The organism is Rhizobium sp. A22-96 (genome assembly GCF_053521805.1).
Map to the genome: position 1 here is coordinate 47,630 of NZ_JBNWDQ010000009.1, position 26,172 is coordinate 73,801.

The 26,172-nt window shown below is 60.5% G+C and carries 24 protein-coding genes; 7 read left to right on the forward strand and 17 right to left on the reverse strand.

Annotated features, from left to right (window positions below; genetic code table 11):
- The first annotated feature begins 37 nt into the window (after window positions 1-37).
- Window positions 38-814, forward strand: a complete 777-nt coding sequence (locus ACQZ6F_RS31435; protein WP_449095929.1) for an SDR family oxidoreductase — start codon at window positions 38-40, stop codon at window positions 812-814.
- Window positions 815-918: 104 nt separating this feature from the next.
- Here ACQZ6F_RS31435 and ACQZ6F_RS31440 read toward each other — a convergent pair whose 3' ends face one another.
- The 3 genes from ACQZ6F_RS31440 to ACQZ6F_RS31450 are packed head-to-tail and all read right to left on the reverse strand — an operon-like array spanning window position 919 to window position 3,394.
- Window positions 919-1,701 (reverse strand): SDR family oxidoreductase, encoded by a 783-nt coding sequence (locus ACQZ6F_RS31440; RefSeq protein WP_449095930.1) that lies wholly within the window; start codon window positions 1,699-1,701, stop codon window positions 919-921.
- Between the two features lie 26 nt (window positions 1,702-1,727).
- On the reverse strand, window positions 1,728-2,921 hold the full coding sequence (locus ACQZ6F_RS31445) for an aminotransferase class V-fold PLP-dependent enzyme (protein ID WP_449095931.1): 1,194 nt from the start codon (window positions 2,919-2,921) through the stop codon (window positions 1,728-1,730).
- A 2-nt stretch (window positions 2,922-2,923) separates the two neighbouring features.
- On the reverse strand, window positions 2,924-3,394 hold the full coding sequence (locus tag ACQZ6F_RS31450) for a RidA family protein (protein ID WP_449095932.1): 471 nt from the start codon (window positions 3,392-3,394) through the stop codon (window positions 2,924-2,926).
- Window positions 3,395-3,552: 158 nt separating this feature from the next.
- Between ACQZ6F_RS31450 and gcvA the strand changes: the two genes are divergently transcribed.
- Window positions 3,553-4,491, forward strand: coding sequence for a transcriptional regulator GcvA (gcvA, locus tag ACQZ6F_RS31455; RefSeq protein WP_449095933.1), 939 nt, complete (start codon window positions 3,553-3,555; stop codon window positions 4,489-4,491).
- A gap of 88 nt (window positions 4,492-4,579) precedes the next feature.
- On the opposite strand, the gene ACQZ6F_RS31460 is transcribed toward gcvA, so the two are convergent.
- Entirely contained in the window at window positions 4,580-5,110 is a 531-nt protein-coding gene (locus ACQZ6F_RS31460) for a chromate transporter (protein ID WP_068394306.1), read from the reverse strand.
- Window positions 5,107-5,673 (reverse strand): chromate transporter, encoded by a 567-nt coding sequence (locus ACQZ6F_RS31465; protein WP_449095934.1) that lies wholly within the window; start codon window positions 5,671-5,673, stop codon window positions 5,107-5,109. The genes ACQZ6F_RS31460 and ACQZ6F_RS31465 overlap by 4 nt, the downstream gene beginning before the upstream one ends.
- Before the next feature lie 104 nt (window positions 5,674-5,777).
- Between ACQZ6F_RS31465 and ACQZ6F_RS31470 the strand changes: the two genes are divergently transcribed.
- A complete protein-coding gene (locus tag ACQZ6F_RS31470) occupies window positions 5,778-6,695 on the forward strand; it encodes a LysR family transcriptional regulator (protein WP_449095935.1) in 918 nt (305 codons plus the stop codon).
- A 218-nt stretch (window positions 6,696-6,913) separates the two neighbouring features.
- Here the strand turns inward: ACQZ6F_RS31470 and ACQZ6F_RS31475 are convergent, their stop codons facing one another.
- Window positions 6,914-7,969: a hypothetical protein gene (locus tag ACQZ6F_RS31475; RefSeq protein WP_449095936.1), complete on the reverse strand. Its 1,056-nt coding sequence runs from the start codon at window positions 7,967-7,969 to the stop codon at window positions 6,914-6,916.
- 247 nt (window positions 7,970-8,216) lie between these two features.
- Window positions 8,217-9,092 (reverse strand): helix-turn-helix transcriptional regulator, encoded by an 876-nt coding sequence (locus ACQZ6F_RS31480; RefSeq protein WP_077472088.1) that lies wholly within the window; start codon window positions 9,090-9,092, stop codon window positions 8,217-8,219.
- A 112-nt stretch (window positions 9,093-9,204) separates the two neighbouring features.
- Between ACQZ6F_RS31480 and ACQZ6F_RS31485 the strand changes: the two genes are divergently transcribed.
- Complete coding sequence (locus ACQZ6F_RS31485) at window positions 9,205-10,650, forward strand: MFS transporter (RefSeq protein WP_449095937.1); 1,446 nt, start codon at window positions 9,205-9,207, stop codon at window positions 10,648-10,650.
- A 99-nt stretch (window positions 10,651-10,749) separates the two neighbouring features.
- On the opposite strand, the gene ACQZ6F_RS31490 is transcribed toward ACQZ6F_RS31485, so the two are convergent.
- Both ACQZ6F_RS31490 and ACQZ6F_RS31495 read right to left on the reverse strand, forming a co-directional pair.
- Window positions 10,750-12,033, reverse strand: a complete 1,284-nt coding sequence (locus ACQZ6F_RS31490) for an MFS transporter (protein ID WP_449095938.1) — start codon at window positions 12,031-12,033, stop codon at window positions 10,750-10,752.
- Between the two features lie 37 nt (window positions 12,034-12,070).
- The gene (locus ACQZ6F_RS31495) at window positions 12,071-13,792 is read right to left on the reverse strand and encodes an IlvD/Edd family dehydratase (protein ID WP_449095939.1); all 1,722 of its coding nucleotides are present in this window, start codon (window positions 13,790-13,792) and stop codon (window positions 12,071-12,073) included.
- Between the two features lie 124 nt (window positions 13,793-13,916).
- On the opposite strand from ACQZ6F_RS31495, the gene ACQZ6F_RS31500 reads away from it, so the two are divergent.
- Window positions 13,917-14,663: a FadR/GntR family transcriptional regulator gene (locus ACQZ6F_RS31500; protein WP_449095940.1), complete on the forward strand. Its 747-nt coding sequence runs from the start codon at window positions 13,917-13,919 to the stop codon at window positions 14,661-14,663.
- A 3-nt stretch (window positions 14,664-14,666) separates the two neighbouring features.
- Here ACQZ6F_RS31500 and ACQZ6F_RS31505 read toward each other — a convergent pair whose 3' ends face one another.
- Both ACQZ6F_RS31505 and ACQZ6F_RS31510 read right to left on the reverse strand, forming a co-directional pair.
- Window positions 14,667-15,572, reverse strand: coding sequence for a dihydrodipicolinate synthase family protein (locus ACQZ6F_RS31505; protein ID WP_077472093.1), 906 nt, complete (start codon window positions 15,570-15,572; stop codon window positions 14,667-14,669).
- An 11-nt stretch (window positions 15,573-15,583) separates the two neighbouring features.
- Window positions 15,584-16,879, reverse strand: coding sequence for an MFS transporter (locus tag ACQZ6F_RS31510; protein WP_449095941.1), 1,296 nt, complete (start codon window positions 16,877-16,879; stop codon window positions 15,584-15,586).
- Between the two features lie 136 nt (window positions 16,880-17,015).
- Between ACQZ6F_RS31510 and ACQZ6F_RS31515 the strand changes: the two genes are divergently transcribed.
- On the forward strand, window positions 17,016-17,726 hold the full coding sequence (locus ACQZ6F_RS31515; RefSeq protein WP_449095942.1) for a FadR/GntR family transcriptional regulator: 711 nt from the start codon (window positions 17,016-17,018) through the stop codon (window positions 17,724-17,726).
- 135 nt (window positions 17,727-17,861) lie between these two features.
- Here the strand turns inward: ACQZ6F_RS31515 and ACQZ6F_RS31520 are convergent, their stop codons facing one another.
- Window positions 17,862-18,338 carry an Lrp/AsnC family transcriptional regulator gene (locus tag ACQZ6F_RS31520; protein ID WP_449095943.1) on the reverse strand — a complete coding sequence of 159 codons (477 nt, stop codon included), beginning with the start codon at window positions 18,336-18,338 and terminating at the stop codon, window positions 17,862-17,864.
- 141 nt (window positions 18,339-18,479) lie between these two features.
- Between ACQZ6F_RS31520 and ACQZ6F_RS31525 the strand changes: the two genes are divergently transcribed.
- Window positions 18,480-19,499, forward strand: a complete 1,020-nt coding sequence (locus ACQZ6F_RS31525) for a 1-aminocyclopropane-1-carboxylate deaminase (protein ID WP_449095944.1) — start codon at window positions 18,480-18,482, stop codon at window positions 19,497-19,499.
- A gap of 56 nt (window positions 19,500-19,555) precedes the next feature.
- Here ACQZ6F_RS31525 and ACQZ6F_RS31530 read toward each other — a convergent pair whose 3' ends face one another.
- From ACQZ6F_RS31530 to ACQZ6F_RS31550, 5 genes are all read right to left on the reverse strand, one after another.
- Complete coding sequence (locus ACQZ6F_RS31530; protein WP_449095945.1) at window positions 19,556-21,697, reverse strand: beta-galactosidase; 2,142 nt, start codon at window positions 21,695-21,697, stop codon at window positions 19,556-19,558.
- Window positions 21,698-21,717: 20 nt separating this feature from the next.
- On the reverse strand, window positions 21,718-22,863 hold the full coding sequence (locus tag ACQZ6F_RS31535; RefSeq protein ID WP_449095946.1) for an ABC transporter ATP-binding protein: 1,146 nt from the start codon (window positions 22,861-22,863) through the stop codon (window positions 21,718-21,720).
- Between the two features lie 61 nt (window positions 22,864-22,924).
- Window positions 22,925-23,776 carry a carbohydrate ABC transporter permease gene (locus ACQZ6F_RS31540; protein WP_077472099.1) on the reverse strand — a complete coding sequence of 284 codons (852 nt, stop codon included), beginning with the start codon at window positions 23,774-23,776 and terminating at the stop codon, window positions 22,925-22,927.
- The gene (locus tag ACQZ6F_RS31545; RefSeq protein ID WP_449095947.1) at window positions 23,776-24,660 is read right to left on the reverse strand and encodes a carbohydrate ABC transporter permease; all 885 of its coding nucleotides are present in this window, start codon (window positions 24,658-24,660) and stop codon (window positions 23,776-23,778) included. Before ACQZ6F_RS31545 ends, ACQZ6F_RS31540 begins: the two co-directional genes overlap by 1 nt.
- 64 nt (window positions 24,661-24,724) lie before the next feature.
- Window positions 24,725-25,996, reverse strand: a complete 1,272-nt coding sequence (locus tag ACQZ6F_RS31550) for an ABC transporter substrate-binding protein (RefSeq protein ID WP_449095948.1) — start codon at window positions 25,994-25,996, stop codon at window positions 24,725-24,727.
- Window positions 25,997-26,172 lie beyond the last annotated feature (176 nt).

The following is a 26,172-nucleotide window of genomic DNA, read 5'->3' on the forward strand; positions in this document are numbered from 1 at the left end:
CCCGGATTGCCGGGCCAAATTGAAAGAGGAATGCCGAATGCCAAATCGCCTTTCTGGAAAACGCGTCTTCATTACCGGAGCCGCCCAGGGAATCGGGTTAGCCATCGCCGAGGCTTGTGCAGCCGAGGATGCCAGCATCTTCCTCATCGATCGCGACGAGACCCTTCTGCAACATGCAGCAGGCAAGCTGAAGGAAAGCGGCGCCAGGCTTGGCTACCAGGCCGCCGACATCACCGATGCCGAAGCGGTGCGCGCAGCCGTGGCCAGAGCCACCGGCGAGATCGGCAGCATCAACGCGCTGGTCAACAATGCCGGCGTCAACGTCTTTGCCGAACCGTTGCAGACGACGGATGAGGACTGGCAGCGTTGCTTCGACATCAACCTCAAGGGCGCCTGGAATTGCTGCCGGTCCGTCCTGCCTGACATGATCGCTCGCGGCGGCGGTGTCATCCTCAATATCGCCTCGACCCATGCCTTCACGATCATTCCGCACACCTTCCCCTACCCGCTCGCCAAGCACGCGCTTCTGGGCATGACCAAGTCACTGGGGATCGAATATGCGCCGAAGAATGTGCGCGTGAACGCGCTCGCGCCCGGCTATGTCGCCACGCAGAAGGCCGTCGATTATTGGAACAGCTTTCCCGATCCGGAGAAAGCCAAGGCGGAAACGATGAAGTTGCATCCGGGCGGTCGCATCGCCACGCCCCAGGAGATCGCGCTTGCCGCAGTTTTCATGATCTCGGACGAATGCCCGTTCATGAATGCCACGAGCCTGACCGTGGATGGTGGCCTGAGCGTGCTGCATCATCAATGACCGCATAGGGAAAGCTTCAGCCTGTCCACGTCATTGCGGACAGGTGATTGAGCAAGGCGACCGGGTCGGCGAAGAGCAGGTTCGGGCGGCACCTGCGAGCGCTTTCATCCCAGTGTCGAATTGAAGGCGCCGCCGTCAAGTAGAAGGTTCTGTCCGACAATAAAGCCCGAATACTGGCTGCAGAGGAACGCGGCGGCAGCCCCGAACTCCTCCTTTGTGCCGAACCGCCCTGTCGGGTTGGCGGCATGGGCCTCAGTGCGGGCCTGCTCGATGGAAATACCCTTGGTTTCCGAGGTCTTTTCCAACAGTCCCCTGATCCGGTCGGTCTCATGCGAGCCCGGCAGCAGGTTGTTGATGATCACGCCGTGGCGCGCCACCTGCCGCGCCGTTCCGGCCACGAAACCGGTGAGACCGCCGCGAGCGGCATTCGACAATCCGAGCTGCGGAATGGGCGACTTGACCGAGCCGGAGGTGATATTGACCACGCGGCCCCATTGACGTTCGATCATGCCGGGCAGGATCGCGTTCATCAGATAGATCGGCGTCAGCATATTGGCATTGACCGCGCTCAGCCACTCCTCCTCGCCCCAATCCGACCAGAGGCCCGCGGGCGGGCCACCGGCATTGTTGACCAGGATATCCGGTTGCGGTTCGGCGGCCAGAAGCTCCTTGCGGCCTTCCTCCGTCGTGACATCCGTCGCAACGATCTGCACCTTGACGCCATAAGTATCGGCGATCTCCCTTGCCGTTGCGCGCAACGCGGATTCCGTGCGCGCATTCAACGTCAGGTCGACGCCTGCTTCCGCCAGCTTCTCGGCAACGCCGCGACCGAGCCCCTTCGAGCTCGCACAGACGATTGCCCGCTTGCCTCTGATTCCCAGATCCATCCTGTCTTCACCTGTCCCTTGTTCCGTCAAGCCGCCTGCTGCGCGAGAGCAGCAACATTGTCGCAAAGACGGTCGATTTCATCCGTTGTATTCAGATAGCTCACCGACGCACGCGCAATCTCGGTGAGGCCGCGCGCGGTCATATCAAGCGGAGTGTAAGGTATGCCATTTGCCGCGATTGCAATCTGTTTTTCCGCAAGCTTGCTGCGAATAGTCTGCGGCGCAACGCCGGCCACGGTAAATGAGACCAATCCCGATTTCTCTGTCCCGAGATCCTGGACCATGACACCGGGAATAGAGCCGAGCTGATCCCGCAATTGCCCGGAAAGATCCTTGATCCTCTGGCGGATGACATCGACGCCAAGATGGCGCGCCTGCTTCAGCGCCGCTCCCAGCCCCAACAGCAAGGCAATGGGCTTTTCGCTTGTCTCGAAGCGCTGTGCATCCGTCCGCACATTGGGTCCGTCCTCTCCCCATGATGACGAAAGGACATCAAGATAGGCAGGGTCCAGTTTTTCCAGGAATGCCTTGCGCAGATAGAGAATTGCAACGCCGCGCGGCCCGCGCAGAAACTTCCGGCCCGAGCCCTTGAGCATGTCGCAGCCAATGGCGCCAACATCCACGGGAAGCTGGCCGAGCGCCTGCGCCGCATCGATGAAATAGGGAACGCCAGCCGCTCTCGTCACCTTGCCGATGGCAGCCGCATCGTTGATGAGCCCGCCATTCGCCGGAAGCCACGTCAGCGCAACAAGGCGAACGCGATCATCGATCATGTCGGCGAGGGCACTGGCATCCACGCTGCCGTCTTCGTTGGCGGGAATGGTCTCGATGCGGGCGCCTGCCCGTTTGGCCGCCGCCTGCATGGTCGACAGATTGCCGCCCCATTCCTGACGGCCAACCAGAATGCGATCGCCCGCAACAAGCTGAGGCAGAGCAGCAAAGGCCAGACCCCATGCGGCGGAACCGCTGCTGGCAAAGGCAATCTCGGCTGATGTTGCACCCACCAGGCCGGCGGCATCGGCCCTCACCTCATCGATGAGACCCGCAGCATTAGCCGCAGCTTCCATGGGGCCATGGAGCGACTCCCGCCGCAGATGTTCCGTCAAGGCCGCCAGCACGGTATTCGAGGCCAGTGAGGAGCCGGCATGATTGAAATGCGTGCCGGTGGCGCAGCCCGGTGTTTCCGCGCGCAGCTGTTCGATGTCGAGCGTTTTAGCCACCGTCAGTCCTCCAGTTCGACAAGCGCGTCGACTTCGACCGCGACACCGCGCGGCAATGAGCTGACGCCGACGGCGGCGCGGCTGTGGCGCCCGGCATCCCCGAACACGGCAACCATCAGATCCGATGCACCATTGGCGACTTGCGGATGCTGGGCAAAATCAGGTGCAGCAGCCACGAACACACCCAGGCGAATGATGCGGCGCACGCTTGCGAGCGCTCCGTCTGTTGCGGCAGCGATCTGGGACAGTACGTTGATTGCCGCGATCTCTGCGGCCCTGCGGCCCTCCTCAAGAGAGACAGACGCACCGACGATACCGAGCACGGCATTCTCGTCATCGATACGGCTGATCTGTCCCGATATGCTCAACAGGTTGCCCGTGCGGACAAACGACACGTAATTGGCAACCGGCACCGATGCGATCGGTAGTGTGTGGCCAAGGGTTGCAAGCTTCTCCGCTATGGTGGCTGACATCATCATCTCCTGCTGACTCTCTGCCGGTATTATCGGCCGCGCGGCCCTGAGATATCCAATTCAAAACAGCGGCCTCACTGATCGATCTGGCTAATGTCTGAACAAGTCGATAGACTGATGACCGACCCAATTGCACGCCCGCGAGAGCATGAGACCGAATGCGTTCCTCCACCACCTTGCCGCCATTGCAGGCGCTCCGAGTCTTTGAGGCCGTCGCGCGGCTGATGAGCTTTCGGCGGGCCGGCGAGGAACTGCTCATCACGCAAAGCGCAGTCAGCCATCACATCCGCCAGCTGGAAGAATTCCTCGGTCTGCCGCTGTTCGTGCGCAAGGCACGCAGCATCGCTCTGACCGCCGAGGGCGAAGAATATCGCACACGAACCACCGATGCGTTAGGCCTGATCACGGCCGCCACCTCGGACCTGCGCAGCAGGAGCGGGCGCAATGTGGTCCGCATCAGCCTCCTGCCTTCCTTCGCCGCAAATTGGCTCGTATCGCGCCTGCACAGATTTCAATCGCATCATCCGCACATCGATCTCGAACTCGACCCCTCGCTGCGCGTTGCCAATGTCGCAGCCGGCGAGACCGATATCGCCATCCGCTATGGCGACGGAAGCTGGGCCGGGGTCGATGCACGGTTGCTCATGGCCGAACAACTCAGCCCCGTGGTCAGCCCGATGCTCCTGCAGTCGGGTGGGGCCATCGTCACGCCGCAGGATTTGCTGCGCCATACCTTGCTGTTCGCCAAGAAACCTGTCGACTGGCAGGTCTGGGCCTCTGCCGTGGGGCTGGATCTCTCCCAAGCCCGCAGCATTCAACTCACCGATTACAACATCACCCTGCAGGCGGCGCTCGATGGTCAAGGCATCGCGATAGGACGCATGCTGCTCATCCCCGATCACTTGCGGACCGGACGTCTGGTACAGCCGTTTCCGCAGACGATCACCTCCACCAGAACAGCGCATTGGCTCGTGACGCAAAAAGACCGCAAGATCGCTCCTGCTACCCAAGCCTTCATCGATTGGCTGATCTCTGAAACCGAAGCCGCGGTTAACCAGAAAAATGCAGCGACCGGCGATGATATCGCATTGCCCTGACCCGCCAGCACCTTCGCAGCCGCAAGCATGGCCTCAACCTCAGCCAGCATCAAGGCACGGATAAAATCTCTGGCTATATCTCAAGCGCTTAGATCTGTCCGAGACCACTCAACCCGATCAACGCTCCCGCTCCCAGAACGAACAGGGGATGTATGCTGGTCTTTGTCAGGACGATGGCGCACACGGCCGCGACTGCCGCGAGGACGAGATTGGGCGCCGAGGCCTCAGTGATGACTGCGGCGCTCGCCGTCACCAGGCCTGCGGTCATCGGTACCAGCCCGGATTGGACGATCCTGCGCCACGGTCGATCCTTGAATCGGGTCCAGACATGCAGCGCGATGCCAGTGACGATCGACGAAGGGCCGAACTTCGCCGCAGAGCTCACCAGCACGCCAGCCCATCCGGCGACATGCCAGCCGACCAGCGGAACCACCATCAAGTTTGGGCCGGGAGCCGCCTGAGCCAAGGCAAAGAGGGCGCCGAACTCCTCGGCTGTCATCCAGTGATGGATGTCGACGACCTCGCGGTGCATTTCCGGAAGAATGGAATTTCCGCCGCCGAAGGCGAGAAGCGAGAGCTGGGTGAAAATGGTAGCCAGATCAATCAGGTCGGATGTCATGCTTCCAACCTCCAGGTTGCCAGGATGCTGACGGGAGACAGCACCAGCATGGTCGGCAGCAGAGGAAGCTTGAGGACGGCGATCGCGATGAAACACAACATGGCGACCGCGATCGCCACAGGCCGCTTGCGAAGCGGCATGACGATCTTGATGGCCATGGAAATCAGAAGCCCCGCGGCCGCGGCCGCCAGGCCCGCGAACATATGTGTGACGTATGGATTATCGTGAAACTGGTCGTAAAAGATGCCCATGGCGATGACGACCGCCGTCGGGGCCGCGATGAGACCGAAGAGAGCAGCGAGCGCGCCGGCAACGCCTTGAAACCGCAGGCCGATGGCAACCGACATGTTGATGATGTTACCGCCGGGCAGGAACTGACAGAGCCCGAGCAGTTCGGAGAATTCCTCACCTGAAAGCCAGTGGCGTTTCTCGACAACCATTCTTCGGGCAAGTGGCAGAACGCCGCCAAAACCCGTGAGGCCGAGAGTAAAAAATCCCCAAAACAGATCGGTCACGGTGGGAGAGAGACGCTGGCTTTGGTGTGGGAGAGAAAGAGTATCCATGGATCGGCCTGTCTTTAGGTCACTGCGGTACGGAGAATTTAAACTTCTCTCGCCCGCATGTCTAATATATGGATAGTGATAATTGCATACTTTTAGGATATGACATGATTGAGCTTCGACATCTTCGTTACGCCGTGACTGTCGCGGATGAGGGTCATATCACGCGTGCCGCCGAGAGGCTGGGCATCCAACAGCCGCCGCTTAGCCAGCAAATCCGAAATCTGGAGGATCTGGTCGGGGCGACGCTCTTCCAACGATTGCCGCGCGGAGTGGCATTGACCGAGGCAGGACGCACATTCGTCGACCGCGCGCGTATCATTCTGCAAGAGGTCGATCTTGCCGTGGAGGCAACGCGCCGCAATGCGCGCGGCGAGGAAGGCAGCCTGGCCATTGGCTTCACCAGCTCTGCCGCCTTCCATCCGCTGGTGACGACGGCGGTGCGTTCGCTTGGCGAGATCTCTCCAGGCGTGCGGATCAAGCTCGAGGAATCCAGCACCAGCGATCTCATCGACGCGCTGCGTGCCCAGCTGATCGACGTTGCATTCGTCCGCTCGCCAGTCGAGCAGTCGAAAGGACTGACCGTGTCCAAAATCCTCGACGAGGAAATGTTCGTCGCATTGCCCGACAGTCATCGGCTTGTCGCCAAGGGAGCGCGACGCACGTCGCCGATCCAGCTGTCCGACCTGGCAGACGAGTCCTTCATCCTGTACCGACGCCCGTCCGGACCGGGATTTTACGATGCGATCATAGCGGCCTGTGGCCGCGCGGGATTCAGTCCGCAGGTCAAGCACGAAGCACCGCGCCTCATGTCGACCCTCAGCCTCGTGGCAGCGGGCCTCGGCATTTCGATCATTCCGAATTCGATGACGCGGCTTGAGACCAACGGCATCGCCTATCTGCCGCTTGATCGAAGGACACAGCTCGTAGCGCCCCTTCATCTTGCCCACAGGAATGAGCCTTCGGGAGGCGCGCTAAAGCTCTTTATCGAGATCGTCAGCCGCGCCGTGCCAGAGCTGGGATGACAATCGAAGGGCTGAATATGGGCCGACTTCGTCAGCTTGGCGCTTCCTGGCTGGCTCGTTGACAGCGCCCGTCTTGCTCAGGGTGTTATACAAGCCAATAGCAATTCGCGTGGGATGGGGGCAAACGTCAGTGCCCCCACGATACAAAGCAGCCGCGACCCGCAGATCCTGTCTGTTCCAGCGCTCGCGGCGATGGCCGCCGGCCTATTGGTCCGCGGTCACTTCCAGCTGCTATAGTCGGAAGCGGTGCACCCAAACGGCGCCCGCTGATCGCCGAAGCGCTTCTTCAGCTGGTCGCAACCCCAGCGGTTGACGGATTCCGGCATCATATTGTTGATGTCCATGGCGGGAGACGTAAATTGCGACGTTGCGCTGGTCACATACCAAAGCCAGTAGCCGAAAATACCGCCGATGATCAGCAGTATGACGAGAAGGGCCGCTGCGAGCCGCGCCTTGATGGACCACCCCTTCTTTCCCTGCACGACGAGCCCCGGCCGAGAATCGCCCAACTCGGCAGCCAGCGGTGCGAGTGCCGCCGTGCGCTCCTCCGGCGTCATCTCGATCCGCTCCAGCCGCTCATCCAGCAGCACCGGGAGCGCCGTATTTCCATGCCAGACGGCAAGCCCGACTGCCTTGCCGCCATTTTCGCCGACGATCAGAGGCTCCTGCCCCGGCTCGAAATGCGTATGGGCTGCTCGCCCGGTCTTTCTTCCACCTATCTTGTCCGCATAGGTCACCGACAAGCGCTTGCGCCGCCGATCGAATCCCGTGATTTCCACCGGCACCGGCTCGAGCCGGGCTGGCTGGCGCAATTGCCCGCGAACACGCCAGACGCGCAGGATCAGGAAAATCATCGCAAGGCAGGTGCCGCCAAGAAGAGCGACGAACACGGCGAGCGTTATGATCCGGTTCCAGAGCATGTCCAGCCCGAGACTCAGGGTGGCCAAATCCGGGTGATCACCGGAAATGACGAGATTCGTGTCATAATCTCCGGAATGGATGTCGACGAACATGATCTCGACATTCTTGTCATAGCTCTGACCCTTATAGGTATAGTTGAGATGGGCAGAGCAGTTGGTGAAGAAGCCCTTTCTCGTCGAGCATTTTCCATCGCGAATATCGCCGCTATCAAGCACGACGGGATTCTGGTTGATCGTCCAATCCCTCAAGATGCCCGGCGTTTCGGAGATCGCCATGAAAGCAGTGAGGGCGATGAGGACCGGCAACGAGAAAAAGCTGGCTTTCGGCGCGGAGATGACGCCCTGAGAAAGCATGAGAGCTCTCTGCGGAAGCTGTATATTGGGGAATGTCATTGTCTGCCTGAGACTCCGAGTGGTTGCGGTAGGCGTCCGCGGAGCAAGGGGCGAAGCCTGAGCCTCGCAAGATCCTGGGGGTTCAACGTCGCGCCCGTGTTTACAGCGGCGAAAATAGCGGCGCTGCCTCAAGGTTCAATACCCGGTTGCAGAAGATCCACCAACTTCGCGCTACGGCAATCGCCTCCAGAGCGCCACGCTTTATCCTTCAACAGGCCCTCTTGCGCTTCATCATCGCTTTCAGCGTCTCGACGCCTGCATCGTCAATGGGCATGTAGACGATCATCCGCTCGTCATTGCTCGGGCTTGCCCACCAATTGTTGGATTGGAGCGCAAGGATCGTACCGTCCGCCAGACGGAAGCGCTTCACCACATTCTCGATGGCCTTGAGCTGGTAGCGGTCCCACACGATGCGGAATTGATCGGAAACGCTCATGTAGCGCTCCAGCTGCAGCTCCCATGACGGATCGTCGCGATGCTCGGCCATCGATGCCCGGAAAAGCGCGGCCATGCTTGCCAGCACTTCGTCTGGATCAGCCTGGCTCGCGCGCCAGGCGGGGTTGACGAGCGACAGATAGATGCAGTTGCGATCCTCCAGCGGGAGGGCATTGAGGTCAACGCCAACGAGCCGGCGGTAGGCCTCGTTGAAGCCGCGAATATTGTAACGTTTCGTCTGGATGACGGCAGGATAGGGACAGAGCTGGTCAAGAATGCGCTGGCTTGCCGGGGTGAGTGGTTCACAGACCCGCGGATTATCAAGCCGGGCCGGAACAGGCAGGCCGGCCAGCCTGAACAGGTGCTCCGTCTCGAATTCGTTGAATTCCAACGCATGGGCAACCGCGAAGAGGACGCGCGGCGATACGCGGATCTCTCGGCCCTGTTCGAGCTTCGTATACCAGGTGATGCCGATATCTGCGCGCGCCGCCACTTCTTCCCGCCGCAATCCCGGCGTACGTATCCGGCCGACGCGGCCAATTCCGAGACGCTTGGGGTCGAGCGCCTCCCGTTTCCGGCGCAGCATCTCGCCAAGTTCCTGCGCCCGTGACGGCAGATGATTGGCGGATATATCGAGCGTACCGTGCATTTCCAGTCTCCAGCCTGACACTGCTTATACCAGTCTAAATAGAGGGCTTGTACCAGTTTAGCATAGGTATAGAAGCCTGTGGACTCTGTTTCAGAAACGCTTTGAGGTCTCCATGTCATCCGCACCAATCCGGCTCGGCCAAGTCGGCCTGATGATCCTGCTCGCCGGGCAATTGCTGCTGCAGCTCGATTTTTCCATCATCAACGTGGGCCTGGCAGCGATCGCCGTGTCGCTGAAGGCCGGTGAAACCGAACTCGAACTCTTTGTTTCAGCCTATGGCGTCGCCTTCGCGATTTGCCTGGCGATGGGCGCCCGTCTCGGTGACAATTTCGGCCGCCGGCGCATGTTCGGCGTGGCTGTCCTGATGTTCTGCCTCGCCTCGTTGCTCTGCGGCGTGGCGACATCCGTTACCTTCCTCATCATCGCGCGTGCGCTGCAGGGATTTGCCGCCGCGCTCATGGTGCCGCAGGTGCTGGCGACGATCCATGTCAGCCTGAGCGGTCGTGATCATGCCCGCGCCGTCGCGCTTTATGGCGCAATCGGCGGCATTGCCTTCATTATCGGCCAGGTTCTCGGCGGCTTCCTGATATCGGCCGATATTGCCGGTTCCGGCTGGCGCAGCATCTTCCTCATCAACCTGCCGATCTGCATCCTGATCCTGGTAAGCATGTGGCGTTACGTCCCCGAAACGCGCGGCCACCGCAAGGTGCCGGTTGACTGGTCGGGCATGGTGACATTGGCGCTGCTGACGCTCTCCGTGCTGGTGCCGACGGCGCTCGGCCCCTCCCTCCATTGGAACTGGCTCTGCCTGCTCGGCTTCGTGCCGACCCTGCCGCTGGCAGCGCTTCTATGGCGCATCCAGCGGGTCAAGGAGGAGCGTAGTGCCTTCCCAATTCTGCCGCCCTCCCTCACCCGCATCTCCAGCATGCGCTTCGGCGGTCTGATCGCGATCATCTTCTTCACCTCGTGGAGCGGCTTCATGTTCGTCATAGCGCTGACGCTGCAGGCAGGCGCCGGGTTGACGCCGCTGCAGTCTGGCAATGCCTTGATCGCGCTCGGCGGGTCCTATTTCGTCTCCGCCGTCTTCGTTACGCGCAAGCTTGCCGGCATGCGCCGCGAGGCGATGCTCGTCACCGGCTGCCTGATCCAGATGACGGGGCTTGTCCTGCTCATCGTGACACTGGACCTGGTGTGGCCACAGCCGAGCATCATCAACCTCATCCCATCAACCGTTCTGATCGGCTTCGGCCAGGCATTGATCGTCAATTGCTTCTACCGGCTCGGACTTGCGGATGTACCGCATGAGCATGCCGGCGCCGGTAGCGCCATGCTCGCCACCATGCAGCAGGTTTCGCTGGGTCTGGGACCGGCGATCCTGGGCGCCGTGTTCGCGCAGGTCCTGCAATATTCGAACCACTACCAGGCAGCTGGCATGACCGCGATTGCCGTCGAACTCGTGCTGATGACCATCCTGCTCGCAGCCACGCTCCGGCGGCTCGCCCGCGAACGTGCCCCGGCCGAAGAGATCGACGAGGCATTGATCGTGGCACCCGACTGAAAGCACCGATAGAATCGTAAAGGCCGGAGCATGGCGAGGCGCCCTGCTCCGGCCTTTCTTCATTCGCCTCGCCATTGGACGTTCAATGGCTCACACTCATCAATTTCCGCTCGCGTCTCCGTTGCGGGCAATAGTGTGCTGAACGGCCAGAACCAGCACCGCCGTAATTGCCAGGCACAGTGCCAGGAAGAACATCGGCGCGGTGGCACTCCCCGTCGCATCGCGGATCCACGGCACGACATTCTGGGCAATGAATCCACCCAGGTTGCCGACCGAATTGATCGCTGCCAATCCGGCAGCAGCGCCGGCGCCCTTTAGAAACTTGGACGGAAGGTTCCAGAAGACGGGCTGCCCCGCAAAGATGCCTGCGGCAGCCAGGCAAAGGAATGCGAATTGCAGGGCATGATTGGTCAGGACGGCGGACGCGACGAGGCAGACAATTCCCACCACGGCAGGACCGATAATATAGGCCGTCTGCGATTTGGCTCGCGCCGCGGCGGCCGGAACCAAATAGAGGCCGATGGCAACCAGCACCCAGGGGATGATGTTCAGGAACCCGTTCGACAGGCTGTCGACACCGAAGCTCTTGACGATGGTCGGCAGCCAGTAGCTCAGCCCGTATGCCGACAGGGGGAATCCGATAAAACAGACGGACATGAGGATCACTCTGGCATCCAGCAGCGCCATCAGCGGATTTCGGCCGTGAGTATCGATCCCGGCATCTTCCGATGCCAAGCGCTGCGCCAGCCATTTCCTTTCGGGTTCGTTGAGAAAAGCCGCTTGCTCGGGTCTATCCGGCAATAGAAACAGTGTCGCAATTCCAGCAAGCACGGCAGGAATTCCAGTCGCGAGAAACACCCACTCCCATCCGGCAAAGCCGAACAGACCGTCGAGGCTGAGAAGCGTCCCACCCAGCGGCGCGCCAACCGCATTGGCAACGGCACTGAAGATCATAAACAATCCGACCATCCTGCCTCTATGTTCGGAAGGATACCAGAGCGTCAGCAGATAGAGGACGCCGGGAAAGAAGCCTGCCTCGCACGCACCCAGCAGGAAGCGCAGGATATAGAACATGGTCGCGTTCGCGGTGAAGGCGAGCGCGATGGTGACGATCCCCCATGACACCAGGATGCGCGCAAACCATTTGCTGGCGCCGAACCGCGTCAACAGGAGGTTGCTCGGCACCTCGAAAATGAAATAACCGATGAAGAAAAGAGAGGCGCCCAGCCCATAGGCATATTCACTGAGGCCGAGAGCGTCGACCATCTGAAGCTTGGCGAAACTGACATTCTGCCGGTCGATATAGGCAATGAGATAAAGAAAGCCCAGCCAGGGCATCAGCCGCCAAGTAATCTTGGCGACCAGTTCGTTTTCGGAAACCATCGATCTCCTCCTTCTTATGGTTTTCAATGCGGATGAATTAGTGACTTTCGCGCGGCACCTTTGCGCCGCGTCCTCCAACCAGAAAGTCGAGGTCAGAACCGGTATCTGCCTGCATGACCGTCCTCACGTAGAGGCTCTGGTATCCGGAAGTCATCGCCGGCGCCGGCTCGCTCCAGACAGAACGCCTTCGTGCAAGCTCTTCTTCCGGCACCTCGAGAATGAGCGTGCGGGCATCAACATCGAGCGCAATGAAATCGCCCTGCTGGACGAGAGCCAATGGGCCGCCGGCGGCCGCTTCGGGGGAGACGTGAAGTACCACGGTCCCATAGGCCGTACCGCTCATTCTGCCGTCTGAGACACGCACCATGTCGCGGACCCCCTTCTCGAGCAGCTTGCTTGGCAACGCCATGTTGCCGACTTCGGCCATGCCCGGATAGCCACGCGGGCCGGCGCCCTTCAGCACCAGAACAGAGTTCTCGTCGACATCAAGATTGGGATCGTCGATCCTGGCATGGAAGTCCTCGATGTTTTCGAAGACCACGGCCCTTCCGCGATGACGCATCAGATGCGGTGACGCGGCGGAAGGTTTCAGCACCGCGCCATCCGGGGCGAGATTGCCCTTGAGCACGGCAATGCCGCCGCTCTCGACGAGAGGGGTCGCTCGGGATCGGATAACGTCGGGATTGTGATTGACGACGTCAGCAATATTCTCGCCGACGGTCATGCCTGAAACGGTGAGCACGTCGAGGTTCAAAAGATCCTTGATCTCGGACATCACGACGGGGATGCCTCCGGCGTAACAGAAATCTTCCATCAGGTATTTTCCCGACGGCATCAGATCGACGATCGTCGGAACGTCGCGCCCGAGCCTGTCCCAATCCTGAAGCGAGAGATCGACGCCGATCCGTCCGGCGATGGCGAGCAGATGGACGACGGCATTGGTCGAACCGCCGACCGCACCGTTGATCTTGATGGCATTTTCGAACGCCGCTTTTGTGAGGATCTTCGAGAGACGCATGTTCTCCTTGACCATGGCGACAGCGCGGCGGCCCGTCATTCGGGCAAGCCGCGCGCGCCGGGCATCGACAGCAGGCCAGGCCGCGTTGGTGGGCAGCGCGACACCAAGGGCTTCCACCATCGACGCCATGGTCGAGGCCGTTCCCATGGTCATACAGTGACCGGGAGAGCGTGACATGGCGCTTTCGGCCTCCATGAACTCCTGCCGGCTCATCGTGCCTGCCCGCACCTCCTCGGAGAATTTCCACACGTCCGTCCCGGAGCCGATCGGCTTGCCACGGAAATTGCCGTTCAGCATCGGCCCGCCGGAGATGACGATCGTCGGCAGGTCGCAGCTTGCGGCCCCCATCAGCAGCGACGGCGTGGTCTTGTCGCATCCTGCCATCAGGATAACGCCATCCATCGGGTTGGCGCGGATCGCCTCCTCGACATCCATCGACGCCAGGTTGCGAAACAGCATGGCGGTCGGGCGGAGATTGGATTCGCCGCAGGAAAACACCGGAAACTCCAAAGGCAGGCCACCGGCTTCCAGAACACCCGCCTTGATGTGGGTAACAAGCTCGCGGAAATGCGCGTTGCACGGCGTGAATTCCGAGAAGGTATTGCAGATGCCGATGACGGGCCGGCCATCGAAGACGTCATCGGGCAGACCGCCATTCTTCATCCAGGACCGGTGTATGAACCCGTCCTTGTCCACCCCGCCAAACCAGGCCTGCGACCTGCGCTTCGGATCCTCGGACATGATAGCTCCTATTTGTATAATGATTTATATTTTTGTTATACAAATGAGCTGGACCCGTCAAGCGGCGCGGAACTTGTGACCACAGACTGAAGAAGCTAGAGATGTCCTGATTTGGGGAGAACGAATGGCTGGCATGAATTCAGGCGCCGACGAAACGAGCCTTGGCACGAGAGAGCGGTTCCACGACGCTGTGGTGCAGGCTCTTGGCGAGCGAATCGTCGGAGGTTCGCTTGCGGCCGGCGCCTCCATCGGCACCGAGCAGGAGCTGTGCGACCAGTTTGGAACGTCGCGCACCGTCATTCGCGAAGCCATCAAGATCCTGTCGGCCAAGGGCCTTCTCGACAGCCGTCCCAGAAGCGGTACAAGGGTCACCGATCATTCCGAATGGCATCTGCTGGACCCCCAGGTTCTCGCATGGCGGCTTGGGGCGATCGATGGCAGCGAAAGAGCGCGTCTCGATCTTTACGAGCTGCGCCAATCCTTCGAGCCGGCCGCCGCCGAGCTCGCCGCCGCGCGGGCGACTCCGCAAACATTGCAGAGGATGAAGCATGCTTTGCTGGGCATGACGCTCGCCTCCAGCGCCGATGAGAAAATCGAGCATGATCTCGCATTTCATACCGCCATTCTGGCGGCCACCGGCAATGCTTTCTATCTCGCGCTGGGCTCGTTGATTTCAGCCGGGCTGAAACATGTTTTCAAGGTTAGCCTCGAGCAAACCGCGAAAGAGGACGAGCGTTGGATCCGCCGTCATCAGAATGTCTATGAAGCCATTGCCGAGGGCAACGGTCAGGCTGCGGCGGAACAGATGAAAAACCTCCTGCGCGAAGCCCAGGAGGTCCAGAAGCTGGAGCCGCCGAAATCCGGCAGTTAAGCGCTACCGTATTTGCAACATGCCGAGCGCCCTGGCATGCTGGGCAATGAGGCTTTGGCCGAACTCCGTTGGGCGCATGGCGGGTGCGCGATCATGGACCACCAGGCCGGCCCTTTCCGCGAAGAGGCGCTTGCCGTAGCACATCAGATGCTCGATCCCCTGCATGACGGTAACGGCGGATGGCAACATGGCCCGGTAGACCTCCTCGGCGCGGCTTTCGTCGTCAACATGAAAGGCATTGTATGCCCTGACCGCGTAGTCGATGAGATCGGGTGCGAGAATATAGCCGGCGCAACCGGCTCGCAGCCCGTCCAGCAACTCCAACCCTCCCCTGCCGTTGAAGACCGGTACATCTCCGCCGACAGCATCCATCAAGGCCTTAACCTCCACCGCTGATCCTTCCGCCTTGAGCACGCGCACATTGGGATGCGCGTTGCGCAGTGCGGCAAGGTCCGGGCCTGTCAGTCCCCGCCCGAGAAAGGCTGGCGCGTTCTGGATTGCCACCGGCAGGGCCGTCGCATCTGCAACGCGGCCGAAGAAGTCGATATATTCCTTAGCCCCGAAAGAACCGACCGGCGGCGGCTGAAGTATGACCCAGTCCGCCCCTGCCCGCTCCGCATGACGGACCTGTTCGATCTGTTCAGCAACCGATGTGCCGAAGATTGTGAAGGCGAGCGGCAGACGCCCGGCATTGTCCTCGGCAAGCCAATCCATCACGATGCGCCGCTCATTGCCCGCCAGCTTGGATACCTCGGTGGCAAGGCCGAGCGCCGCAAGACCATGAACGCCTTGGGCAATGCAGATGTCCGTCTGCCGTTTCATCGCCGCCCGATCCAGTTTCTCGTCTCCGTCGAAGAAGGCGTAGAGGATTGCGTGAATGCCGTGCAGTTTCTCAGGTTCGAATGTCATTCTAGATAACCTCACTGTCTTGAAAGCCGAAGAGCCGGTGTCCCTGTCCGGACGATCGCAATGCCGAGCACACCGCCCACAATCAGCGCCGATGCCACCAGGGTCAGCGCGATGTCATATGTTCCGGTCGAGTCCTTGATCCAGCCGATCACCGGAGGCAGCGCCAGGCCGGCAACATTCGCCAAAGCATTGATCAGCGCGATCGATATGGCGGCCGCGATACCGGAGACGAGTTCGGTCGTGACGGCCCAGAAGATCGGAATAACAGCCCAATTGAGCGCGACGGAAAGCACCAGCAACAGGTAGGAGAGGCGCGCGTCGCCGGCATAGGTCGCACCCAGAAGGCATGCCCCCGCCAGCGCGAGCGGAAGTCCCAAATGGAAGGCCCGCTCGCCGGTCCGGTCGGAATGCCGGCTATTGAAGAACATGAAGACGCAGGCGGCAAGGAACGGCACGGCTGAAAGCAGGCTCACCGCCAAATTGCCGCCGCCGGAGAGGTTCTTGACGATCAGCGGCATGAACAGGGTGATGCCGATCGTGCCAAAGGCCTGCAACAGCCAGAAGAAGGCGAGAAGCCAGACACGAATACTCGAGAAGGCAACACTCCAGGATGCGTGGTGGGATACCGGCGCCTCGGCTTCCTCGGCCGCGATCGTGCGCTCGAGACTATCCTGCTGCGCCGCCGTAAGCCAAGCCGCATCCTTTGGACGATCCGGCAGGAACTTCAGCACTGCAAAGCCCAGGAGAACGGCCGGAATACCTTCGATCAGGAACACCCAGCGCCATCCCGAAAGACCGAGAATACCATGCGCATTGAGCAGCAGGCCCGAAAGCGGCAGGCCGATGACCGATGCGAGCGCGGCTCCGATATAGAAGAAGGACATGGCGTTGGCGCGATCGCGCGACGGATACCATTTCGCAAGATAGTAGATGATCCCAGGCGTAAAGCCGGCTTCCGCCGCGCCGAGAAGAAGTCGCATGCCGTAGAGCTGGTGGGCGCTCGAAACAAACGCCATGCCCGCTGCGACGATCCCCCACGTGATCATGATGCGCGCAATCCAGCGGCGCGCGCCGAAGCGGGTCAGGAGCACATTGCTCGGTATTTCGAAGACGATATAGGTCGCAAAGAATATGCCGGCCGCGAGCCCATACATCTGGCTCGTCAATCCAAGTTCGGCGTTCATGCCGAGAGCGGCCACCGAAATGTTGGATCGGTCGATATAGGCAACGAGATAGAGCAGCATCAGAAACGGCAGAATGCGCAGATTGATGCGGCGAACCGCTTCCGTGTTGGTATCGAGATTCATTTTCCCCTCCCCGCCACCTCCGTGGCGTCCATCAAACATCATACCTTTAACATATGATGTTTGATGAGCAACATGCCATTTGCATTTATTCGCGCATTCTGATTGGTCTGCGTGGCGACTGAGGCGAGGAATCCGCATGACAAAACCGAACAGGACGATGGCACTTGTGGAGGCCCTTGGCGTCCGCATCGCCTCCGGGCAGATCGCTCCGGGCAGCTATCTTCCGTCGGAAACCGAGCTGGAGCATGAGTTCGGCGTCAGCCGCACGGTCGTGCGCGAGGCGGCGAAGATATTGTCGGCCAAAGGCCTGGTGACCGTCAGGCAGCGGACCGGCACGAGGGTCGAACCACGCGAAAAGTGGCAGTGGCTTGATGCCGAGTTGATCGGGTGGCTGTCGAACGGACGCATCTCCCATGCCGAACTGCTGGCATTTGCGGAAGTGCGTGAGATCGTCGAACCCGGCGCCGTGGCATTGGCGGCCCTACGTGCCAGCACTGCTGAACGGGAAACCATCGTGGGCGCATACCGACGCATGGAGGAAAGCCAGGACGATCCGGTCGCAGCCGTTGCCGCGGACAAGGAATTTCACCTCTCCATATTGGCGGCCACGCATAATCCGGTACTGCAAAGTCTGCGCCAGGCGATTGAATCGATACTCGATGCCGTGTTTCCCCATACTGTCGGGGCTTTCTCTTTCAACCTCGAAAACCACCATGCCGTGGCCCATGCCATCATGGCGAAAGACGCGGCCGCCGCCCGTGTCGCGATGGAAAATCTGCTGGGCGAAACCACTAGGTTTCTGGAGAACCTGCCGAAATCGCCGATCAAGGATGCTACAATAGGCTGATATTGCCAGCGATCGCCATGACCTTCCCGATGACCTGTCGCAGTCAATGAAGCTTCCGCTCGGATGGGAATGTGCGCTGCAGGCTGTCACGTCAGAACCACCGTGCTGCGATGAAGGATAGGCTGGCTTGGTCACCTAGAACGGCAGCCGGGCATTTTCCTTGACTTCCTTCATCACGAAAAAGGTTCGTGTCTGGCGCACACCAGGAAGCGCAATCAATTTCTGTCCATGCAGCTTGTTGAAATCCGCCATGTCGCGCACGCGGATCTTCAGGAGGTAATCGAAGTCGCCGGCAACCAGATTGCAGTCGAGCACTTCCTTCATCTCCATCACGGCGCCTTCGAAAGTCGCAAAACTCTCCGGTGTCGAACGATCGAGCACCACGCCGACCATCACGAGCGCCCCCAGCCCGACAGTTGCCGGCACAACTTCGGCGCGGACGCCGGCTATGTAGCCCTCGTCGAAAAGCCGCTGCGTCCGCCTGTGGCAGGTCGCGGCGCTGACATTTACCCGCTCGGCCAGATCGGCATTGGTCAGCCGGCCCTCAGATTGCAGCGCACGCAGGATCTTAAGGTCGATTTTGTCGAGAGCCTGCATGGAAGATTCTTTCATTTTTCTGCCAATCACCTGAAGGAAATCATCATATTGTACGAATTTACCCGAAATTCGGCAATAATTCAGGCAAACTTAGAGAGCACCTTTCGCACACTTTCTCCTATCCTCCCACCATCACCGGCACGGAGGTCATGATCGATGTCATTGCTTGAAAAATTCGAACGCTATCCCCTCACCTTCGGCCCGACGCCGATCGAGCACCTGCCGCGGCTGACCGCCGCGCTGGGCGGCAAGGTCCAGATCTATGCCAAGCGGGACGACTGCAATTCCGGTCTCGCCATGGGCGGCAACAAGCTCAGGAAGCTCGAATATATCGTTCCGGATGCGATTGCCTCGGGTGCCGATACGCTCGTGTCGATCGGCGGCGTGCAGTCGAACCATACCCGCATGGTCGCCGCCACCGCCGCCAAGATCGGCATGAAGTGCGTGGTCATCCAGGAGAAATGGGTGCCGCATTATGACTCGGTCTATGACCGCGTGGGCAATATCCTGATGACGCGTCTTATGGGCGCCGACAGCCGCCTCGTCGATGATGGTTTCGACATCGGCATCCGCAAGAGCTGGGAAGATGCGATCCAATCCGTAAAAGATGCCGGCGGCAAGCCCTACCCGATCCCGGCCGGCGCTTCCGTGCACAAATATGGAGCGCTTGGCTATGTCGGCTTTGCCGAAGAGGTCGCGGCGCAGGAAAAGGAACTCGGCTTCACCTTCGACTATATCGTCCTCTGTGTCGTCACAGGCTCGACGCAGGGCGGCATGATCGTCGGCTTCGCCGCGCAGAACCGGGCGGAAAGCGTGATCGGCATCGATGCCTCGGGCACGCTCGACCAGACCCGTGCGCAGGTCCGCAAGATCGTCGATTCCACGGCAGAGCTTGTGGACCTCGGTCGACCGATCCGCGAAAGCGAGATCGTCATCAACCCGGACTACGCCTATCCGGCTTATGGCGTCCCGTCAGAGGAGACCAACGACGCGATCCGGCTTGCGGCACGCACGGAGGCGATGATCACCGACCCTGTCTACGAGGGCAAATCCATGCAGGGCATGATCGATCTCACCCGCAAGGGCTTCTTCCCGGAGGGTTCCAAGGTCCTATACGCCCATCTCGGCGGCGCACCGGCTCTTAACGGCTACAGCTATTACTACAAGGACGGCTGAGATCGATCAGCGCGACAGACGCTCGCCGACAAAAGGCGAGCGCCTGAGATTACACTCTAGCGAAGTTCGATGATGGCACAGCCATAGGCTTCCAGCGACAGGGCGCCGGATACCGCCTTGCCATTGTCGAGAAGATTGATCCCCGCCGGGACTTCCCTCAGCTCTGCACGCTGATCGAGGTAGTTTTGCAGGAACAGAAGCTGCCGATCGTCGTTCTGGCGCATCGTCACCTCGACACCATCAGGCAGATCGCCGACGAGCGGCGCGATGCCGGCCTCTGCGAAGGTCCTGTCAGCCAGCGCGTCGGTCAGCTCCGGCGTCAGATAGGTGCCGAGATAGAGCACGCGGCCCTTGCCAACCCGACGCAAGGTCGCCATCGGCTGGCCTTCGGCATAACGGTTCGACCATGTCGCCACCGCCTCGACATCATCTGTAACGGCCAGGTTCTCATAGAAATGGGCTGCCTCGATCTCGCGATTGCCGATGGTGAAGCGGCGAACACGCCGATGGGATTCGGCCGGGCGATTGGGGGGGATGACAAGGCCGCCCGACCGGGACATGACGTCGAAAAGGCCCTTGGCGCCGGGTGCCGCCAGCCGGCCGAAATCCTCGACCTTGACGCCGGTCAGCCGGGTCAGTGACGATCCGGGTGCCGCCTCGCGGATGACGTGATTGTTCTCGTCACGCGTGCCGGTGCGCGCGCCGATAATCACCGTACCGCCGTCTCTGGCAAAGGCTTCGAGCTTCTCGGTCCAGCTATCCTTCCACATCACCCAGTGCGGCACATAGAGCAGCTTCAGCCGCGAAAGATCGTCCTCCGGATGGATGAAGCCGCAGGCGATGCCGCGATCGTAGCAATATTGGTGCAGCTGAACGGCGTCATCCTGCGGGCTTGGCAGGCCAATCGAATAGGTCTTGTGCGCTTCCTGATTGTCGAAATCCGAGCCGGCGATACCGACATCCATACGCACATAAGTGCCGAGGATCTTGTCCTTCAAAGCTGTCATCTCGGTGGCAAACTGCTTTGCCTCATCATAGCGATGGCGCGGCACATCATCATGGTCAATGACACCCATCCAGTAGATCTCAGCGCCGAAATGCGCCGGCCGCCAGCGGAAGAACATCAGCCCATCGGCGCCGCGAGCGACCGAGGACATGGCCATGCGCCGCATCTCGCCGGGCTCCGGCGTCAGCGTGCAGAAACCAGGCTGGCTGCCAAAACCGGATTGCTGCTCGGGGACAATGTAATTGCCGGAGAAACCGCGGCAGATATCGAGATGAAGCGCCTGCACCTTGGCGTGGTTGCCGATGCGCTGGAACTCGTCATAGAGCATCGGATAGATGTCATAGCCGACGAAATCGAGGTCGGTGGAGAACTGGCCGCGGAAGTCGATATCGCGAAGGCCGCCGAGATTGTGGAAGATGAACCATTCCGCCTTGGTGGCACGCAGGATTTCCACCTGATCATGCTGAAAGCGTGCCGTCGCGAAGGCGAGAAAGCGGTGATAGTCCTGCAGATGTCCTGGGCTTGGGAAGGTCGGCCCGAACTCGATGGGAAGGACGACCTGGCTGAAATCGTCATAGGCTGTCGCCCAGAAATCACCGCCCCAGGCGAAATTGAGCTTGTCGATCGTCCCGTATTTATCAGCGAGAAAGAGCTGGAATTCCGAAAGCGTCGCGGCCGAGAAGGATTCCGGCATGCTGGTGTTAAGCTCGTTGTCTGTCTGCCAGCCGACAACATGCGGATTGTCCCGATAGTGCTCGGCCATGGCCTTGGTGATGCGCTTGCTATGCTCGCGAAACACCGGGCTTGCGGTGTCGGCATGCTGGCGTGAACCGTGGCTCATCTTACGGCCATTGCCGTCGACGCGAAGGATGTCGGGATGGGCAACCGTCAGCCAGCGCGGCGGTGTTGCCGTCGGCGTGCACATGATAATATCGATGCCGTGGCGCGCCAGTACCTCGATGGCACGGTCGAACAGATCGAAATCGAACGTGCCGAGCTTCGGTTCAAACAGATGCCAGGCGAATTCGCCGAGACGGACGATATTGAAGCCGGCTTCGGCCATGCGCTTGGCATCACGCTCCCAATAGCTCTCATCGACATGTTCCGGATAATGCGGTGCGCCGACGAGGAACCTGTCGGTCTTGATGGTTCGCCATACGGAAAGGTCGGTCTTGCTGCTGCTTGCTGACACGGTATCAGGCTCCTGAACTGTTATTTGTCGAGTATTGGCTTGCGAACCGTGATGGTCCGCTCGTCCTGGGTTGAAAACAGATAGATCTCGCGCGGATCGATGCTGAGGCCGACCGGCGCATCGGCATTGATGCCGGCGACATGACCGACCTGCACGGTTATGTTGCCGGTGCCGCTTTCGGAGCTGACGCATTGCAGCTCGCCGGCATCGACATAGAGGATGGTCTCGCGGCCCAGATGCTCGACGAGGCGCACGCGGCCGGCAATCGCTGCACCGGCCGATGGGGTATCGGCAACCGCGATGCTTTCCGGCCGGATGCCGAGCGTCAGCCTCGCACCCTTATCGACCGAGAAGCCGGCCGCCAATTCGACAGCGACGGGCGCCAGACCCGGAGCGGAAACCGTAACCGAGTTTCCGGAGACCTGGTCGACCGTGACAGGAAAGAAATTCATCCGCGGCGCGCCAAGGAAGCCGGCGACGAAGAGATTGACCGGATTGCGGTAGAGTTCGAGCGGTGAGCCGATCTGCTCGATGATGCCGCGATTGAGAACGACGATGCGGCTTGCCATGGTCATGGCTTCGATCTGGTCATGCGTCACATAGACCATGGTCGCGCCGAGTTCGGCGTGCAGGCCGCTCAGTTCGACGCGCATCTGCGTGCGAAGTGCCGCATCCAGATTGGACAGCGGCTCGTCGAACAGAAAGACATCCGGGGAGCGAGTGATGGCGCGACCGATCGCAACGCGCTGGCGCTGGCCGCCGGAAAGCTGCTTCGGTCGCTTGTCGAGCTGGTCCGTTATCCGGAGGATCTTGGCGGCGCGGGCCACCGCCTGATCAATCTCTGCCTTCGGCCTCTTCGCCATGCGCAGGCCGAAGCCCATATTCTCGGCAACCGTCATGTGCGGATAAAGAGCATAGGACTGGAACACCATGGCAATGCCGCGATCGCCAGGCTCGGCCGTGCTGACATCGCGGCCATTGATCATGATCTGGCCGGAAGAGATCGTTTCCAATCCGGCGATCGATTTCAGCAGCGTGGACTTGCCGCAGCCAGACGGTCCGACCATGACGATGAACTCGCCCTGCTCGACGGAGAGATCGATGCCGCGCAGCGCATGATAGGCGCCGTAATTCTTGTTGACGTGACGAAGTTCGAGACTGGTCATGCTTCAAGGCTCTCAAGGAAAGGATTGGCACGAAGGGCGGCGGAGACGATGACGAAGCTGCTCATCCTTTCACCGCGCCCATGGTGAGACCGGCGATGAAATGCCGTTGCATGAGGAAGAACATCACGACGGGAGGGACGGCGACGACGATCGTGCCGGCCGAAATCAGGTTCCAGGCGGAAACCCATTCGCCGCGCAGATTGGCAAGCCCAGCGGTGACCGGCTTCACCGTGTCGCTCACCGTCAGCACCACAGCCCAGAAATAGTCGTTCCAGACGAAGGTGAAGATCAGGATCGCCAGCGCCGCCAGAGCCGGCCGCACCAGGGGCACGACCACATGAATGAGCGTCTGGAAGGGCGTCGCGCCCTCGGCCCTTGCCGCCTGGAACAGCTCGTCCGGCAAGGCGGCGATGAAGTTGCGCATGAACAGCGTCGCAAAGCCGGTCTGGAAGGCGATATGGAAAATGACCAGCGCCGCGGTGGTATCGTAAAGGCCGATGCGCACCATCAGATCGCGCACGGGGATCATCATGATCTGATAGGGCAGGAAATTGCCGCCGACGAACAGGGCGAAGACCAGCATATTGCCGCGGAAACGATAGCGCGCCAGCACGAAGCCGGCGAGCGTGCTCAAGGTCAGCACGCCGATGACGGCGGGTATGGTGATCGTCAGGCTATTCAGGAAATAGCGCGCCATCGGCGTCTGGGTGAAGACGGAGGTGTAGTTATCCACCAGGCCGAATTGCGTCGGCCAGCCCCAGAGGTTTCCGCCCATCACGTCCTGCGTCGAGCGGAACGAGGTCAGGATGATGGCGAAGAGCGGGCATAGCCAGAGGATCAGGATGGCGAGCACGACGATGAAATAGAAGCGGCGACGCCAGATGGCATCCTCGGGGATCGGGCGCGGATACATCAGGCCCCTCTTTCTTCGATGCGAATGATGCGCGTGAGATACCAGACGATGAATACCGCCATGATCACGAACAGGACCGAGGCGATCGCAGCGCCATAGCCGAAGCGATAGGAGAAGATCGATTGCTCGAACATCTGGTAGGCAAGCACTTCGGAGGAGCCGAACGGGCCGCCCTGCGTCATCACGGAGACCATGTCGAAGGACCGGAGCGCGCCGACGACGGTGACCGCAATGGCGATGAAGGTAACCTGCGTCAGCTGCGGCAGGACGATATGGCGCAGCATGTTCCAGCCTCTCGCCCCATCGACACGGCCAGCACCGATCAGCTCCTCGCTGAGGCTGTTGAGGCCGGCGAGATAGAGCACCATGCAGAAGGCAATCTGTGGCCAGAGCGCCGCAATAACGATTGCGAAGGTGACGAAATGTTCGTCTGAAAGCACGGCCGGTGCCATCGAGCCGAAGAAACCGAAGATCAGGGCGAGCAATCCGAGTTGCGGCGTATAGACCCAGGTGAAGACGACGCCGACGGCGACCGAAGCCAGCACCAGCGGGATGAAGAAGAGCGACTTCATCAGCCGCATGCCGCGGATCTTCTGATTGACCAACAGAGCAATCGCCAGCCCGATGGGCGGTGCCGCCATGAACATGACCAGCCAGATCACATTGTTCTTCAGCGAGACATAGAATTGCGGGTCGTTGAGCAGCTCGACGTAATTGCCGAAGCCGATCCAGACCATCGGGCTGAAACCATCCCAATCATGCAGGCTGATCCAGAGGCTTTCCACCGCCGACCACAGGATGACGACAGAGAAGAGAATGGCCGCAGGCAAGATCAGCAAGGTCGGGGTGAGCCACCAACGATGATGGCGCCAGAATGTCGTCATTTGATCCTCGTTCGGTTTGGAGAGGCGGAGCAGCAGCCCCGCCCCCCGGTCGCTGGGAGGAGAATCAGAGCTTGTAGATACGCTTGCGCGTACCCTCGAGCCGCTTCAGGATCGCGTCACGCCGCTCGGGCTTTGCCATGAATTCCTGGAAGCCGACGAGGCCGGCCTGGGCCATGTCGGGATCGCTGTCGCGGTCGTAATATTGCGACGTGCCCTGCACTGTCTTCAGCGCCTCGACGGCTGCATTGACGAGCGGATCCTGGCTCGGCGGCAGGTCGTTGCGCGGCGGCACGTTGCCGCCGGGCACCAGATAGGGACCGAGATTTTCCGGGCGATAGAAATAGGCGAGGAACTCGCGCGCGCCCTGCTTGTTCTTGGCATTAGTCGGAATATGCACCGAATTCAGCGAGAACTCCTCGAAACGGCCGATCTTCGCATCGATCGTCGGGAAGGGTGCGAATGCGAGCTGATCGAGCTCTTCCTTCGGGAAGGTGGAGCGGACGAAGGCGCCGAGATTCATCATACCGGCCTTCTTCTGCGAGAGAAGCGCACCCGCCTCCTGCCAGCCGAAGGATGTGTTGTTCGGCGTGAAGAAATCTTGCTTGATCAGCGTTTCCCAATTGTCGAAGACCGACTTGAGTGCCGGGTCGAGATAGCTCATCTCGCCGTTCATCAAGGCCATATGCTTGTCGAGACCGTTGATGCGCAGGCTCATCTGGTCGAACCAGCCGGCGGCCGGCCACAGCTCCTTGGTGCCCATGGCGATCGGCGTGAGGTTTGCGGCCTTACATTTGGCGCCGAAGGCGAGGAAATCGTCCCAGCTCGCCGGAACCGTCGTGGCGAGCTGGCTGAAGACATCCTTGCGATAGAACATGCCCCAGAGCGTGCCACCTGTCGGCAGCCCATATTGCTTGCCGTCGACGGTGACAGAGCCGGCGGCTGCGCCGAGCACATCCTTGTATTTCTCCTTCTCGAAAAGATCGGAAATGTCATCGAAGAGACCACGCTTGACGAAGGCGCGCATGCGGTTTCCCGAAAACCAGAAGCAGATGTCGGGTGCACCGGCGACCAGATAGTTGCGGATCGCCGTCTTGTGCGCTTCGTGATCCATGTTGTTGACCACGACCTTGACGCCGGCCTGCTTGCCGAAATCGTCGGCGATCTTGCGCAGGATCCCCAGTGCCTCGGCGTTGCTTTCGTCGGAAATGATGTTGATGTCCTGGGCCTGCGCGATCGCAGGCATCGGAAAACCTGTCAGTGCGGCGACGGAAGCCGCCCCTGCACCCTTCAAGAAGACACGCCGGCTCGCCGGCCTTCCAAGCAAATTGAAAGTCATCTGAAACTCCTCCCGTTGTGACGTCTGTCCGCATCCTTGGCCAGCCAGCCGGACGAAAGCGTGGTGGGCGCCCCTCTTGCCCTTCCACGCATGGTCGCAACAAACCCGCCGCGGCAGCGCGTGTGCTCTGCCCGGGACATTGGGTTCGAGAAACCTTGTCTTACCGCTGACTTCTT

What these genes read in the sequence shown, in the direction of transcription:
- ACQZ6F_RS31435 (WP_449095929.1), top strand. Translation starts at nt 38, where the DNA reads ATGCCAAATCGCCTTTCTGGAAAACGCGTCTTCATTACCGGAGCCGCC.
- ACQZ6F_RS31440 (WP_449095930.1), bottom strand. Translation starts at nt 1,701, where the DNA reads ATGGATCTGGGAATCAGAGGCAAGCGGGCAATCGTCTGTGCGAGCTCG.
- ACQZ6F_RS31450 (WP_449095932.1), bottom strand. Translation starts at nt 3,394, where the DNA reads ATGTCAGCCACCATAGCGGAGAAGCTTGCAACCCTTGGCCACACACTA.
- gcvA (WP_449095933.1), top strand. Translation starts at nt 3,553, where the DNA reads ATGCGTTCCTCCACCACCTTGCCGCCATTGCAGGCGCTCCGAGTCTTT.
- ACQZ6F_RS31460 (WP_068394306.1), bottom strand. Translation starts at nt 5,110, where the DNA reads ATGACATCCGACCTGATTGATCTGGCTACCATTTTCACCCAGCTCTCG.
- ACQZ6F_RS31465 (WP_449095934.1), bottom strand. Translation starts at nt 5,673, where the DNA reads ATGGATACTCTTTCTCTCCCACACCAAAGCCAGCGTCTCTCTCCCACC.
- ACQZ6F_RS31470 (WP_449095935.1), top strand. Translation starts at nt 5,778, where the DNA reads ATGATTGAGCTTCGACATCTTCGTTACGCCGTGACTGTCGCGGATGAG.
- ACQZ6F_RS31475 (WP_449095936.1), bottom strand. Translation starts at nt 7,969, where the DNA reads ATGCTTTCTCAGGGCGTCATCTCCGCGCCGAAAGCCAGCTTTTTCTCG.
- ACQZ6F_RS31480 (WP_077472088.1), bottom strand. Translation starts at nt 9,092, where the DNA reads ATGCACGGTACGCTCGATATATCCGCCAATCATCTGCCGTCACGGGCG.
- ACQZ6F_RS31485 (WP_449095937.1), top strand. Translation starts at nt 9,205, where the DNA reads ATGTCATCCGCACCAATCCGGCTCGGCCAAGTCGGCCTGATGATCCTG.
- ACQZ6F_RS31490 (WP_449095938.1), bottom strand. Translation starts at nt 12,033, where the DNA reads ATGGTTTCCGAAAACGAACTGGTCGCCAAGATTACTTGGCGGCTGATG.
- ACQZ6F_RS31495 (WP_449095939.1), bottom strand. Translation starts at nt 13,792, where the DNA reads ATGTCCGAGGATCCGAAGCGCAGGTCGCAGGCCTGGTTTGGCGGGGTG.
- ACQZ6F_RS31500 (WP_449095940.1), top strand. Translation starts at nt 13,917, where the DNA reads ATGGCTGGCATGAATTCAGGCGCCGACGAAACGAGCCTTGGCACGAGA.
- ACQZ6F_RS31505 (WP_077472093.1), bottom strand. Translation starts at nt 15,572, where the DNA reads ATGACATTCGAACCTGAGAAACTGCACGGCATTCACGCAATCCTCTAC.
- ACQZ6F_RS31510 (WP_449095941.1), bottom strand. Translation starts at nt 16,879, where the DNA reads ATGAATCTCGATACCAACACGGAAGCGGTTCGCCGCATCAATCTGCGC.
- ACQZ6F_RS31515 (WP_449095942.1), top strand. Translation starts at nt 17,016, where the DNA reads ATGACAAAACCGAACAGGACGATGGCACTTGTGGAGGCCCTTGGCGTC.
- ACQZ6F_RS31520 (WP_449095943.1), bottom strand. Translation starts at nt 18,338, where the DNA reads ATGAAAGAATCTTCCATGCAGGCTCTCGACAAAATCGACCTTAAGATC.
- ACQZ6F_RS31525 (WP_449095944.1), top strand. Translation starts at nt 18,480, where the DNA reads ATGTCATTGCTTGAAAAATTCGAACGCTATCCCCTCACCTTCGGCCCG.
- ACQZ6F_RS31535 (WP_449095946.1), bottom strand. Translation starts at nt 22,863, where the DNA reads ATGACCAGTCTCGAACTTCGTCACGTCAACAAGAATTACGGCGCCTAT.
- ACQZ6F_RS31540 (WP_077472099.1), bottom strand. Translation starts at nt 23,776, where the DNA reads ATGTATCCGCGCCCGATCCCCGAGGATGCCATCTGGCGTCGCCGCTTC.
- ACQZ6F_RS31545 (WP_449095947.1), bottom strand. Translation starts at nt 24,660, where the DNA reads ATGACGACATTCTGGCGCCATCATCGTTGGTGGCTCACCCCGACCTTG.
- ACQZ6F_RS31550 (WP_449095948.1), bottom strand. Translation starts at nt 25,996, where the DNA reads ATGACTTTCAATTTGCTTGGAAGGCCGGCGAGCCGGCGTGTCTTCTTG.